This is a genomic window from Streptomyces sp. NPDC015125 (genome assembly GCF_043080045.1).
Classification (GTDB): domain Bacteria; phylum Actinomycetota; class Actinomycetes; order Streptomycetales; family Streptomycetaceae; genus Streptomyces.
The window spans coordinates 1-13,375 of the sequence record NZ_JBIBVF010000028.1; the positions used below are offsets into that span (position 1 = coordinate 1).

A 13,375-nucleotide genomic window follows, 5' to 3' on the forward strand; every position below is an offset into this window, starting at 1 on the left:
GACGTAAAGCGAAGCAGTCCGGACACCCACCCGCGCAGGCCCGTCACCGCACCCCAACAGCCCCGCGCAGCGGACCCGCCCCGCGCAGCGGCAACGCCCCGCGCAGCGGACCCGCCCCGCGCAGCGGCAACGCCCCGCGCAGCGGACCCGCCCCGCGCAGCGGCAACGCCCCGCGCAGCGGACCCGCCCGCCGCCAGGCGCAGGCGCAGGCGCAACGGCGAGAAGCACCCACGGCGGGAAAGCCGAAAACGCGTGCCGAGGCAAAGCGCAGCGGACCGGCGGGGGAAGCCGGAGGCTTAGGCCGGCTCGCGTCGGCGCTGCGCGTGGTCGCTGATGCGCAACAGCAGGGCCACCATCACCCAGTTCGCGACGAGTGACGAGCCGCCCTTGGCGAGGAACGGCAGTGCTTTGCCGGTCAGCGGGATCAGGCCGGTGACGCCGCCGGCGACCACGAAGACCTGGAGCAGCAGCGCTCCGGAGAGCCCGACCGCGAGGAGTTTGCCGAACGGGTCGCGGGCGGTCAGCCCCACCCGCAGGCCGCGCTGGGCGAGCAGCACGTACAGCATGATCACGGCCATCACCCCGGCCAGCCCCAGCTCCTCGCCGACGGTGGTGAGGATGAAGTCGCTGTTGCCGGCGAAGCCGATCAGCTCCGGGTGGCCCTGGCCGAGGCCGCTGCCCGAGATGCCGCCGCTGCCGAAGCCGAACAGCGCCTGCGCGGCCTGGTTGGAGATCAGTCCCGGCGGTCGCTGTTTCTCCGGCAGGAAGATGTCCATCGGATGCAGCCAGGCCATGATCCGGCCCTTGACGTGCGGTTCCGTGGAGCCCACGACCGTGGCGCCGACCGCGGCCATGGCCAGGCCGCAGAGCACCCAACTGGTGCGCTCGGTGGCCATGTACAGCATGATCACGAAGACGCCGAAGAAGATCAGCGAAGTGCCCAGGTCCCGTTCGAAGACCAGCACCAGCAGGCTGATCACCCAGATGGTGAAGATCGGTGCGAGCTGCCGCCCCGGGGGCAGTTGGACGCCCAGGACGCGGCGTCCGGCCAGCGCCAGGGCATCGCGGTTGACGGTCAGATAGCCGGCGAAGAACACCGAGATCATGATCTTCACGAATTCGCCGGGCTGCAGCGACAGCGGCCCGAGCAGGATCCAGCGCTTGGCGCCGTACATATCGGCGCCGAAGAAGGCCGGGGCCATCAGCAGCACCAGCGCGACCACCATGGTCAGGTAGATGTAGCGCTGCAGAATGCGGTGATCGCGCACCACCAGCAGGATCGCGATGCAGACCGCCACCCCGATCACCGTCCACACCAGCTGCCCGCTCGCCGCCTCAGCGATCTTGAGCCGCGGCGTCTGCGCATAGGTGACGTCCAGGCGGTGCAGCAGCACCAGGCCGATCCCGGTCAGCAGCGTCGCCAGCGGCAGGATCAGCGGATCGGCGCGGGGCGCGAAGCGGCGCAGGACCAGGTGCGGGACCAGCGCCACGAAGAACATGCTGATGGCGAAGCCGGCCAGCCCGCCGGGCAGCCGGCCGGTCATCGACAGCCCGGTGCAGGCGTACCCGAAGTCCGCGATCAGTACGGCGAGGGCAAGCAGCCATGCCTCGGTCCGCCGGCGGTCCGGTGCCTGGGCCAGCGCGGCGAACGTCATGGTGCGCTCGGCGTCACTCTCCCGCTGCCGGGCCGCCCGGGGAACGCTGGTCTGTCCACGCACGGGTCTCCTCCGCCACTGATCGTCAAGGCCGCGGGCCGGCCGGGAGGTGCCCGGTTCGTCGGCTCGGCAGTCGGGGAGGTAGACGAGGCAGCCGGTGGCGTGGTTGCGAGGGAAGGGGAAGGTGTGTCCGATTTGATGGGAATGTGCCCGTCGTTCGGCTTCTGCCCTGCCCCGATCCCGCCGTGGAAGGCCCTGGTCGGCGGGGTGCGGCCCGTCGGCGGCCACGACTTCGGACGGCCGGTCAACCGGAGCGGAGTGCAAGCGCACCCCGCCGCGCTGGCACTCCGCTTGACCGAGTGCTAACCGCGTCATAGTCTCGGCGTTGGCACTCTCCAGTGGGGAGTGCCAGACACACAGCGACGGGCAGGTCCGGCACCCGCGACGACGGATCGACCTGGTCGCCACCTCAGACAGTTAACCCCGTGAGATCTCCGAAGGGGGAGGTCGGATCGTGACGACCACCAGCTCCAAGGTTGCCATCAAGCCGCTTGAGGACCGCATTGTGGTCCAGCCGCTCGACGCCGAGCAGACCACGGCCTCGGGCCTGGTCATTCCGGACACCGCCAAGGAGAAGCCCCAGGAGGGCGTCGTCCTGGCCGTGGGCCCGGGCCGTGTCGAGGACGGCAAGCGCGTCGAGCTCGACGTCAACGTCGGCGACGTCGTGCTCTACAGCAAGTACGGCGGCACCGAGGTGAAGTACAACAACGAGGACTACCTCGTTCTCTCGGCTCGCGACGTTCTCGCGATCGTCGAGAAGTAAGTCACCCAGTTTTGCCGTGATCTGCGCCCCTGGTTCCCGCGTCTAATCAACCCGGGGCAGGGGCGCAGTTCGTTTGAGCGACAGCGGTCCCCACGTCGTGGCCGAGGATCGCAATGAGAGGACTTGAAGCAACCCATGGCGAAGATCCTGAAGTTCGACGAGGACGCCCGTCGCGCCCTTGAGCGCGGCGTCAACAAGCTTGCCGACACGGTCAAGGTGACGATCGGCCCCAAGGGCCGCAACGTCGTCATCGACAAGAAGTTCGGCGCGCCCACGATCACCAACGACGGTGTCACCATCGCGCGTGAGGTCGAGGTCGACGACCCGTACGAGAACCTGGGTGCCCAGCTCGTCAAGGAGGTGGCGACCAAGACCAACGACATCGCGGGTGACGGCACCACCACCGCCACCGTGCTGGCCCAGGCGCTGGTCCGCGAGGGTCTGCGCAACGTCGCCGCCGGCGCCTCCCCGGCCGCCCTGAAGAAGGGCATCGACGCCGCCGTCAAGGCCGTCTCCGACGAGCTCCTCGCGACCGCCCGTCCGATCGACGACAAGACCGACATCGCCGCCGTGGCCGGTCTGTCCGCGCAGGACAAGCAGGTCGGCGAGCTCATCGCCGAGGCGATGGACAAGGTCGGCAAGGACGGTGTCATCACCGTCGAGGAGTCCAACACCTTCGGCCTGGAGCTGGACTTCACCGAGGGCATGGCCTTCGACAAGGGCTACCTGTCGCCGTACATGGTCACCGACCAGGAGCGGATGGAGGCCGTCCTCGAGGACCCGTACATCCTGATCCACCAGGGCAAGATCGCCTCGATCCAGGACCTGCTGCCGCTGCTGGAGAAGGTCATCCAGGCGGGTGCCTCCAAGCCGCTGCTGATCATCGCCGAGGACGTCGAGGGCGAGGCCCTGTCGACCCTGGTCGTCAACAAGATCCGTGGCACCTTCAACGCCGTGGCCGTCAAGGCCCCGGGCTTCGGTGACCGCCGCAAGGCCATGCTCGGCGACATCGCCACCCTCACCGGTGCGACCGTCATCGCCGAGGAGGTCGGCCTCAAGCTCGACCAGGCCGGCCTGGACGTGCTCGGCACCGCCCGCCGGGTGACCGTCACCAAGGACGACACCACCATCGTCGACGGTGGCGGCAAGTCCGAGGACGTCACCGGTCGCGTCGCCCAGATCAAGGCCGAGATCGAGTCCACCGACTCCGACTGGGACCGCGAGAAGCTCCAGGAGCGCCTCGCCAAGCTCGCCGGTGGCGTGTGCGTCATCCGCGTGGGTGCGGCCACCGAGGTCGAGCTCAAGGAGAAGAAGCACCGTCTGGAGGACGCCATCTCCGCGACCCGCGCCGCGGTCGAGGAGGGCATCGTCTCCGGTGGTGGCTCCGCTCTGGTCCACGCCGCCAAGGTGCTGGAAGGCTCCCTGGGCAAGGAGGGCGACGAGGCCACCGGTGTCGCCGTCGTCCGCCGCGCCGTCGTCGAGCCGCTGCGCTGGATCGCGGAGAACGCCGGTCTGGAGGGCTACGTCATCACCGCGAAGGTTGCCGAGCAGGAGAAGGGCAACGGCTTCAACGCCGCCACCGGCGAGTACGGCGACCTGGTCAAGGCCGGCGTCATCGACCCGGTGAAGGTCACCCGCTCCGCCCTGGAGAACGCCGCGTCCATCGCCTCGCTGCTCCTGACGACCGAGACCCTGGTCGTCGAGAAGCCCGCGGAGGACGACGCGGCCGAGGCCGGTCACGGTCACGGGCACGCGCACTGACGTGAGCTGACACGGTGACGGTGGGCCTGCCGGCCTGCCGTGGACCGCATACCGAAGACCCGGTTTCCGCTGTGGCGGGGGCCGGGTCTTCGGGGTTTTTGGGGGCCCGGGGTGGTGTCTTCGGTTGCTCGCCCCGGGGGTGGTGTCTTTCGCCGCTCGCCCCCAGGTGTGTTGTTTCCCCGCCGCCCACCCCCCTTCGGGGGGTGGGCGGGTCTGGAGGGGGCCCCGCGTGAGGAGCCCCGTGTGAGGAGCCCCGTCCTGAGGCAGGGCGTACGAGGAGGCCGCCTCGCCTGAGGCGTGCGAGCCAGAGGGCCACCTCGCGTGAGGCCGCGCGGGCGCCGAGGCCCCCTCCCGTGAACGCCCGGGCGCCCGCGGTCCGTCGTGCTCATGCTGAACAGCGCCCCGGGCCCGTCGTGCTCATGGCGAGCGGCGCCCTCCGGCCCCGTTGCGCTATGCCGAGTGGTGCAGATGCTCCGGCAGCACCGGGCCGTTGAAAGGCCGGCCGTGTGCATAGCGTTCGAGTTCGTCCAGGGCGTGGTCGGCCAGGCGGTGGAGTTCGGTGCCCAGGGACCCCGCCACGTGGGGGGTCAGCAGGACGTTCGGGAGGTCCCACAACGGCGAGCCGGGCGGCGGGAGTTCGGGCTGGGTGACGTCGAGGACGGCGTGCAGGCGGCCGGAGACCAGCTCGGGGAGCAGGGCCGCCCCGTCGACCAGCGAGCCGCGGGCGGTATTGATCAACGTCGCGCCGTCGGGCAGCAGGGCCAGTTCGGGTGCGCCGAGCAGATGGCGGGTGGCGGGCAGCTGGGGGGCGTGCACGGTGACGAGGTCGCTGCCGGCGCAGAGGGCGTGGAGGGGGACCGGCCGCACACCGAGCCGGGTGGCGTCGGCGTCGGTCACGTAGGGGTCGTGCAGCAGGACGCGCAGATCGAACGGCCGCAGCAGCTCGATGACCCGGCGGCCGATGCGGGAGGCGCCGATGACGCCGACGGTGCGGCGGTAGTTGCCGGTGGTGCCGAGTTCGTGGTGCCAGTCGTGCGCGGTGCGCAGGCCGCGGTAGCGGTGGGCGGCGTGCAGCACGCGCTTGTTGGCGAACAGGATCGCGGCGAGGGTGTATTCGGCGACCGGGAGGGCGTTGGGGGCGGCGGCCGAGGTGACGGCGATCCCGCGCTCCCAGCAGGCGTCGGTGAGGTGGTGTTTGACCGAACCGGCGGCGTGCACGACGGCGCGCAGCCGTGGGGCGGCGTCCAGCACCCGGCCGGTGAGCTGTGGGGCGCCCCAGCAGGTGAGCAGCACCTCGGCGTCGGCGAGGGCGGCGGCGACGGCGGGGGTGGGGTCGGCCAGCTCGTGTGCGACGAGGTGCGGGTCGGTACGGGCGAGGGCCGCGAGACGGGTGTGGTGGCGGGTGTCGAGGAGCCGTTCGGCGATGCCGGGGCCCATCGACAGGAGCAGGGTGGGCCGGTTCGCCGCGCCGGGCGTGCTCACCGCTCTTTCGGCCTGCCGGTCGTGATGGTGTGCCGCCGTGGCGCCTGCGGCGGCGGGCGGGGGTGCGCCGGGTGTGGTGACGGCGCCGCGGGCCGGGGCCTTCGGCCCTCCCCGAGCTGCCGCCGGGAGGTCCCCGGATCCTCCGGTGGGTGGGGAGTGGGGGCCGGTGGCGGACGGTGGGGTCATGCGATCTCCTCCTCCGTGTTCCCTTGACGTGCGGCGTTCTCTTGACGTGCGGCGTTCCCTTGACGTCCGGTCAGCCGCACCTGAAGGATTCCCGGCGGTCGGCCGTCATTCCTCCGTCCCGGCCGGCCGTCATCCTCCGTCCCAGGGGACGCCATGCCCGAGCACCCCCACCACCTCCGCCCCCAGCACCCTCACCCCTTCCCCCTCCCGCCCGAGGACCGCCGCCGCAGCGCGTACACCGGCTGGACCCGCGCCCACTGGGAGGCGACGGCCGACGGGCTGCTCCACGCCACCGCCCCCTACGCCTCCCCGCGCCACGGCCTGATCACCCTGCCGGGCCCCCGTCCCAGCTCCTCCGGCCCCCGCTCGGACGGCCTCGAAGGCTTCGCCCGCACCTTCCTGCTCGCCGCCCTCAGAGTCGCCGGCAGCAACGGCCGCGACCCGCACGCCCACCTCTCCCGCTACGCCGAGGGCCTGGCCGCGGGCACCCGAAGCCCCACCACCGCACGGGAGCTGACGCCCGCGGACCCCGACTCCTGGCCCCGTATCGGCACCATCCGCCAGGCCCGTGTCGAAGCCGCCTCGCTCGCCCTCGGCCTGCGCCTGACCCGCCCCTGGCTGTGGGACACCCTCGACGACAGCGTCCGCGCCCGTGTCGCCGACTGGCTGCTGCCCGCCCTCGGCCCGTCCCCCGTGGACAACAACTGGTGGCTCTTCGGCCTCACCGTCGGCGGCTTCCTCCGCGCAGCGGGCATCGAGACCGTCCGCGCGCAGGCCGCCATCGACCGCGCGCTGACCCGTATCGAGGACTGGTACCGCGGCGACGGCTGGTACTCGGACGGCGACAACCGCGCATTCGACCACTACAACGCCTGGGCGATGCACTTCTACCCGGTCCTGCACGCCCACCTCGCCGGCGACCTGACGCTCCTGGCCACCTACGGCGCCCGCCTGCACGCCCAACTGGACGACTGCACCCGCCCCTTCGACGCCAACGGGGCACCCCTGCCGTTCGGCCGCTCCCTCACCTACCGCTTCGCCGCCACCGCCGCCCCGTGGCTGGGCGCCCTCACCGGCCACACCCCGCTCACCCCCGGTGCCACCCGCCGTCTCGCCTCCGGGACCCTGCGCCACTTCCTCGACCGGGGAGCCGTCACCCGGGACGGTCTGCTACCGCTCGGCTGGTACGGCCCCTACGTGCCGATGCTCCAGAGCTACTCGGGTCCGGCCTCCCCCTACTGGGCGGCCAAGGGCTTCCTCGGCCTCCTGCTCCCCGCCGGCCACCCCGCCTGGACCGACCCCGAGGCCCCGCTCCCGGCCGAAACCGCGGACACCGCCCGGCCCCTCGGCCCCACCGGCCTGCTCCTGCAGTCCACCGCCTCCGACGGCCTGGTCCGCCTCCACAACCACGGCAGCAACTCCACCCTCGCCGCCCCCGACCCCTACTACGCCCGCTTCGCCTACTCCACCCGCACTGGCCCCACCGCCGACGGCGAGCCGCTGTCCGACGGCGAGCCGCTGCCCGACCACCAGCCCCTGCCCGACAACCACTTCGGCCTGCTCCTCGACGGTCACCTCACCACCCGCGGCCCCGCCACCCCGCACGCCACCGGCCCCGACCGGGCCTCCTCCACCCACACCCCCCGCCACGCCGACGGCAGCGACCTCCCGGGCATCCGGATCCTGTCCGCCACCCTCGTCCACGGCCGCGCCGAACTCCGCGTCCACCTGGTCACCGGCGCCGCCCCGGGCACCCGCGTACGCCAGACGGGCTGGGCCACCACGCCCGACGGCCCCACCGCTCAACTCCACCCCGTCCACGGCTACGACACCCCGCCGCACCCCACCCCGACGGGGAGCACCCTGTTCGGCCCCGGCACCCGGACCGCAGTCCTGGAGGGCAGCACCACCTCAGGCCCCGGGGGGACCCTCTTCGTAGCCCTGGCCTCCCTGACGGGAGACCCGGATCCCGCCCCCGTACACACCCTGGCGACCACACACCTCACGGGCCACGGCATCCACGTCACCTGGCAAGACGGCACCCGCGCCCAGCTGGCCCTGCCCCGCCCGCCCACGGGAGATGACGGGCGGGAGGGGCAGGGCCCAGGAGGTAAGAGGTAAGCGGCAGTCCTGTACCGGACGTCACACCGCGTCAGCGGGGCCCGTACTTCCGCCCGGTACGGGACGTCAGGCCGCCCAGCACTCCACGAGGCGCCAGCTTCACGGCGCCCATGAGCGCCTTGTACCGCGGGTCCGGAACGGAAAGGGACTTGCCCCGGGTCAGATCCTTCATCGCGGCATCGACCAGCTTGTCCGCGTCCAGCCACATCCACCCGGGGATGTTGTCCGTGCCCATCCCGGCCCGCTGGTGGAACTCGGTCCGCACAAACCCCGGGCACAGCGCCATCAGCCGGACGCCGCTGCCCGCCAGATCCCGCGCGGCCCCCTGGGTGAACTGCACGACCCACGCCTTGCTCGCGCCGTAGGTGCCGCGCGGCACGAACGCCGCCACCGACGCCACATTGACCACCGCACCCCGCCGGCGGTCCCGCATCCCGCGCACCGCGGCCGTGGTCAGCCGCAGCACCGCCTCGCAGTGCACCTTCAGCATCGTCAGCTCGTCGGCCATCGAGACTTCGAGGTACTCGCCCTTGTTGCCGAACCCGGCGTTGTTCACCAGCAGATCCACCGGGTGCCTGGTGTCCGAGAGCCGCGCCTCGACGGCGGCGATGCCCTCCTCGGTGGACAGATCGGCGCTCAGCACCTCGGCCTCGATGCCGTGCCGGTCGTGCAACTCGGTGGCCTGCTCGTGCAGTCGCTTCTCGCTGCGCGCTACCAGCACCACGCTGTGGCCGTCACTCGCGAGCCGCCGGGCGAACGCCGCCCCGATGCCCGCCGTCGCTCCCGTGATCAATGCAGTCGTCATACCGGCACGCTATCCGCCCGGGGCACGCCACCCGAGCCCCTCCCCCCGGTGGCGCGGCCGCCCGCGCAGACGAGCAACCCGCCCTCCGGCAACCGGGACAAAGGCCCGCCGCCCCGGCCCGCTGCCGCCCCCGGCTCCCGGGGCGCCACCCGGCTCCCGCTGCCGGCCCGTCTCCCGGTGTCCTGATCCGCACTCCCGGAGCCCCGCCCCGCCCCCGTGGCCGCCCCCCTCGTGGCCACCCCGCCCCGCCCCCGCGGTCAACCCCCCTGCCGCTCCACGTACTTCAGCGCCGTCCCCCGGGCCTCCTCCGCGAGCGCCCCACCCGTCTCAAGCAGCCGCGGCAGCAGCTCCCGCCGGATGGTCAGCGCCTGGAACGCCAGCCCGATCGTCACCTCGTGATCCGGGCGGTGCACCACCTCCACCGCGTCCCCCGCACGGATCTCGCCCGCCTCGATCACCCGGAGAAACGCGCCGGGCACCGCAGCCTGGGTGAACCGCTTGATCCAGCCGTGCTCGCCCATCCACCCGTGGAACGTACGGCAGGGGATCCGCGGTGAGCTGACCTCCAGCAGCAGCTGCGGGCCGACCCGCCAGCGTTCGCCGATGAGGGCGCCGGTGACGTCGACGCCCGACGTGGTGAGGTTCTCCCCGAAGCAGCCGTTGGCCAGCTCGCGGCCCAGCTCCCGCTGCCACTCGTCCAGGTCCTCGCGCGCGTAGGCGTAGACGGCCTGGTCGTCGCCGCCGTGAAAGCGCAGATCGACCACCGCGTCACCGGCCAGCCCGCTGCCTGCGGTGCCCCGGGGGCCGGGGGCGGTGACCCGCACCGGGCCGTCCACGGGCCTCTTGTCGATACCCGTGCCGCCCTCCGCATCGGTGTGCTCGGACGGGGCGGGCCGTCCCAGATTTACGGTCAGCAGCTGCATACGGTGCTCCGTTGCTCGATCGGCGTGGTCCACGGGAAGGCCCGTGGGGGCGTCCCCTCTCACGTCTCACGCATGCCCTCGATCCGGGGCAACGCCGGCCATCCCGTCCAAAAGCATGGACTCCTTTTTCCCCGGCCAACCCAAGACTCGCTTATGCTCGAAACATGATCGAGGCCCGTCATCTCCGTGTGCTGCGTGCCGTCGCCACGACCGGCTCCTTCTCCGCCGCCGCGCGCGAGCTGGGCTGCACCCAGCCGGCCGTCAGCCAGCAGATGAAGGCCCTGGAACAGTCCGCCGGCACCCCGCTGCTGGTCCGTGCGGGCCGCGAGATGAGGCTGACCCAGGCGGGTGAGGCGCTCGTACGCCACGCCGTGGGCATCCTGGCCGGGCTCACCGCCGCCGAGGAGGAGATCGCGGCCATCGCGGGTCTGCGCGCGGGGCGGGTGCGGCTGGTGTCCTTCCCCTCCGGCAGCTCGACGCTGGTGCCGACCGCCCTCGCGAAGATGCGCGCCGCCCACCCGGGTACCCGGGTCTCGCTGGTCGAGGCCGAGCCACCGCGCTCCATCGAGATGCTGCGCAACGGCGACTGCGAGATCGCGCTGGCCTTCCGCTATCCGGAGGTGCGCGGCGCGGACCCGGCGGCCGGAGCGGAGTGGGACGACCTGGTGGTCCGGCCGATCCTGGCGGACCGGCTGATCGGCCTGGTGCCGGACGGCCACCGGCTGGCGAAGGCGGGCACCGCGCAGTTCGCCGAGCTGGCCGACGAGGCGTGGATCGCGGGCTGTCCCCGCTGCCGCCGGCATCTGGTGGAGGTCTGTGAGAGTGCGGGCTTCACCCCGCGCATCGACTTCGCGACGGACGACTATCCGGCGGTGATCGGCCTGGTCGGCGCGGGCCTGGGGGTCGCCGCGCTGCCGGAACTCACCCTGGAGTCGGTACGCCCCAAGGGGGCCACGGCGATACGGATGGAGCCCGCCGTGCACCGCGAGATCGTCGCGCTCACCCTGCCGGATCTGGCGAAGGTCCCCGCCGTCGGAGCGACGCTCGACCGGCTGGCGGATGCCGCGGGGCGCTGAGGGAACCGAGCGCCCCGCCCGGCCGTAGCTGCCGGGCAGCACCGTGGTGTCGAAAGCTTCCGGCCGACTGGTCACGTCGGGCCCCTTCGTCGGACCCGTTCGCCGAGCCCGTGGGAGAAGCCCGGCCGCACCGGCCCCGTGGGAGGGACCCGGCCGCACCGGCCCCGTACGGGCCCTGGATCCCCGTCGCAGCGCTCTCACCTGCCACCACCCCGCGGGCAGGCGGCTGCGCAGCCATGCAGAAACGTTTCTTCGGGAACGATGCGCTCCCGAAGGTCAGGCGCCGGAGACGCCCGCGGGACCGGTCATGGAGGACGCGGGGATCAGCCGGTGGCGGGCCCGGCCCATGAGCTCCTCGCGTTCGTCCTCCGTCAGGCCGCCCCACACCCCGTAGGGCTCGCGGACCGCCAGTGCATGCGCCGCGCACTCGGCCCGTACCGGGCAGCGCATGCAGACCTCCTTCGCCGATGTCTCACGCGCGCTGCGGGCCGCTCCGCGTTCACCCTCGGGATGGAAGAAGAGAGAGCTGTCCACGCCGCGGCAGGCGGCGAGCAGCTGCCAGTCCCAGAGATCTGCGTTCGGGCCCGGGAGGCGGGAGAAATCTGCCATTGCTTGTCCCCTCGAAGCGGTGCTGATTCGGCCTCGGTGCTCACGACGGTACATCTACTGTCGAAGTAGATGTAAATATGACTCATTGCGAATCTAGTCATAGTCACCATGAAAATGGAAGAAAGAGAGCCAAATAGGGCATAGGGTGCACGCGCGGATGCCGGTCGCCCGATGAGTCGTCTGCGTATCCGGCCCCTTACGGAGCGTGCTGAACTCGGTCGCCGAAGCCGTAACTCTTTCGGGTGACCGTCGTTGAGAGTGCGGAGGCGATTGGCAGAGGTAGCCGTCGGGCAGATGTCCGAGGCCGCCAATCGCACAGGTGACGATACGTACCAGCCTGGAGGCTCAAGGTGACGCGCATCAGCTGCGGAGGGCGGTCATGACATCCGTCCTCGTCTGCGACGACTCCCCGCTTGCCCGAGAGGCGCTCCGTCGGGCGGTGGCAACCGTGCCCGGCGTCGAGCGTGTGACGACCGCGGCCAACGGCGAGGAAGTCCTCCGCCGCTGGGGTGCCGATCGCTCGGATCTGATTTTGATGGACGTACGGATGCCCGGTCTCGGCGGTGTCGAGACCGTGCGCCGGCTGCTGTCCGCCGACCCCGGCGCCCGGATCATCATGCTCACGGTGGCCGAGGACCTGGACGGTGTCGCGCTCGCGGTCGCCGCCGGTGCCCGCGGCTATCTGCACAAGGACGCCTCGCGCGCCGAGCTGCGGGCGACGGTGACCCAGGCGCTCGCCGACCCGACGTGGCGGCTCGCCCCGCGCCGGCTGCGGTCCGCCGAGATGGGTGCCGCGCCGACGCTGACCGCGCGCGAGATCCAGGTGCTGGAGGGCATGAGTCACGGCCGCTCGAACGCCGAGATCGGCCGTGAGCTGTTCTTGTCGGAGGACACGGTCAAGACCCACGCGCGGCGCCTTTTCAAGAAACTCGGCGCCTCCGACCGGGCGCATGCGGTGGCCCTGGGCTTCCGCTGGGGACTGGTCCGCTAAGGCGTTGTGACGTGCAGCGATGCGGGGGAGTGAAGATCCCCGCCCGTCCTGCGGCGGGCGGGGCCGTGGGGTGCCCCGCAGGCCGCCGCGTCCTTCGGCGGTCCGATTCCCCGCGCGGTGCCGCATCCTTGAGGTATGGAGTTCCTCGGGGACGGGTCGGTCGGGCACGAGGGGAGGGCGCAGGACATGACAGCCGGCGCACCTGCCGCGCATAACGCTTCAGCGCACAAGTTCGGACCTGATGCCGCGGATCGTGCGGCGCCAAGGCACCATGGTCCGATGCGTGATGACGGGAAGCAGGAAATCGGCGCTCTCGTCGCACGTGCTGTCGAGGGGGACCAGCGGGCCACCCACGATCTGCTGGCTCATGTGCACCCCCTCGCCCTGCGCTACTGCCGCACCCGGCTGTCGAGACTGCCGGGTGACGCACGGCACTTCGTCGAGGACCTGGCGCAGGAAGTCTGTGTCGCGGTGCTCTGCGCGCTGCCGCGCTACCGCGACACCGGCAAGCCCTTCGAGGCGTTCGTCTTCGCCATCGCCGGCCACAAGGTCGCCGATCTGCAGCGCGCTGCGATGCGGCATCCGGGCAGCACGGCCGTGCCGTCCGACGAGATGCCCGAGCAGCCGGACGACTCCCTCGGCCCCGAGGAGCGGGCGCTGCTGAGCAGCGACGCCGAGTGGGCCAAGAAGCTGCTGGCGAATCTTCCGGAGAACCAGCGTGAGCTGGTCCTGCTGCGGGTCGCCGTCGGGCTGACGGCCGAGGAGACCGGGCAGATGCTGGGGATGTCGCCCGGGGCGGTGCGGGTCGCCCAGCACCGCGCCCTGAGCAGGCTGCGGGCGCTCGCCGAGCAGTAGCAGCTTCCCGCTGTCCACGGCGGAATATCGCCGTAGAAATACACAAGTGACAAGGCCCTCATCGCTCGTGGATTGGGACACTTCCTTA

General features: G+C 71.9%; 11 protein-coding genes. 6 read left to right on the forward strand and 5 right to left on the reverse strand.

Annotation, left to right across the window (positions count from 1 at the left end; genetic code table 11):
* Positions 1-296: 296 nt before the first annotated feature.
* Positions 297-1,655: an FtsW/RodA/SpoVE family cell cycle protein gene (locus ACF088_RS36675; protein WP_392380378.1), complete on the reverse strand. Its 1,359-nt coding sequence runs from the start codon at positions 1,653-1,655 to the stop codon at positions 297-299.
* A 514-nt stretch (positions 1,656-2,169) separates the two neighbouring features.
* On the opposite strand from ACF088_RS36675, the gene groES reads away from it, so the two are divergent.
* Both groES and groL read left to right on the forward strand, forming a co-directional pair.
* On the forward strand, positions 2,170-2,478 hold the full coding sequence (gene groES, locus ACF088_RS36680) for a co-chaperone GroES (RefSeq protein WP_030089482.1): 309 nt from the start codon (positions 2,170-2,172) through the stop codon (positions 2,476-2,478).
* Positions 2,479-2,613: 135 nt separating this feature from the next.
* Positions 2,614-4,239 carry a chaperonin GroEL gene (gene groL, locus ACF088_RS36685; protein ID WP_392380379.1) on the forward strand — a complete coding sequence of 542 codons (1,626 nt, stop codon included), beginning with the start codon at positions 2,614-2,616 and terminating at the stop codon, positions 4,237-4,239.
* Between the two features lie 450 nt (positions 4,240-4,689).
* On the opposite strand, the gene ACF088_RS36690 is transcribed toward groL, so the two are convergent.
* Positions 4,690-5,676 (reverse strand): hydroxyacid dehydrogenase, encoded by a 987-nt coding sequence (locus ACF088_RS36690; RefSeq protein ID WP_392380381.1) that lies wholly within the window; start codon positions 5,674-5,676, stop codon positions 4,690-4,692.
* Positions 5,677-6,060: 384 nt separating this feature from the next.
* Between ACF088_RS36690 and ACF088_RS36695 the strand changes: the two genes are divergently transcribed.
* Positions 6,061-8,028, forward strand: a complete 1,968-nt coding sequence (locus tag ACF088_RS36695; RefSeq protein WP_392380268.1) for a DUF2264 domain-containing protein — start codon at positions 6,061-6,063, stop codon at positions 8,026-8,028.
* Between the two features lie 31 nt (positions 8,029-8,059).
* Here ACF088_RS36695 and ACF088_RS36700 read toward each other — a convergent pair whose 3' ends face one another.
* Positions 8,060-8,833: an SDR family NAD(P)-dependent oxidoreductase gene (locus ACF088_RS36700; protein WP_392380269.1), complete on the reverse strand. Its 774-nt coding sequence runs from the start codon at positions 8,831-8,833 to the stop codon at positions 8,060-8,062.
* Between the two features lie 257 nt (positions 8,834-9,090).
* Positions 9,091-9,756 carry an MOSC domain-containing protein gene (locus ACF088_RS36705; RefSeq protein WP_392380270.1) on the reverse strand — a complete coding sequence of 222 codons (666 nt, stop codon included), beginning with the start codon at positions 9,754-9,756 and terminating at the stop codon, positions 9,091-9,093.
* Between the two features lie 164 nt (positions 9,757-9,920).
* Here ACF088_RS36705 and ACF088_RS36710 point away from each other — a divergent pair, with 164 nt between their 5' ends.
* Positions 9,921-10,832: a LysR family transcriptional regulator gene (locus ACF088_RS36710; protein WP_392380271.1), complete on the forward strand. Its 912-nt coding sequence runs from the start codon at positions 9,921-9,923 to the stop codon at positions 10,830-10,832.
* Between the two features lie 276 nt (positions 10,833-11,108).
* Here the strand turns inward: ACF088_RS36710 and ACF088_RS36715 are convergent, their stop codons facing one another.
* Positions 11,109-11,441, reverse strand: a complete 333-nt coding sequence (locus ACF088_RS36715) for a WhiB family transcriptional regulator (protein WP_159481459.1) — start codon at positions 11,439-11,441, stop codon at positions 11,109-11,111.
* 379 nt (positions 11,442-11,820) lie between these two features.
* Here ACF088_RS36715 and ACF088_RS36720 point away from each other — a divergent pair, with 379 nt between their 5' ends.
* Entirely contained in the window at positions 11,821-12,432 is a 612-nt protein-coding gene (locus tag ACF088_RS36720) for a response regulator transcription factor (RefSeq protein WP_003948568.1), read from the forward strand.
* A gap of 279 nt (positions 12,433-12,711) precedes the next feature.
* The gene (locus tag ACF088_RS36725) at positions 12,712-13,287 is read left to right on the forward strand and encodes a sigma-70 family RNA polymerase sigma factor (protein ID WP_043264857.1); all 576 of its coding nucleotides are present in this window, start codon (positions 12,712-12,714) and stop codon (positions 13,285-13,287) included.
* Positions 13,288-13,375: the final 88 nt, after the last annotated feature.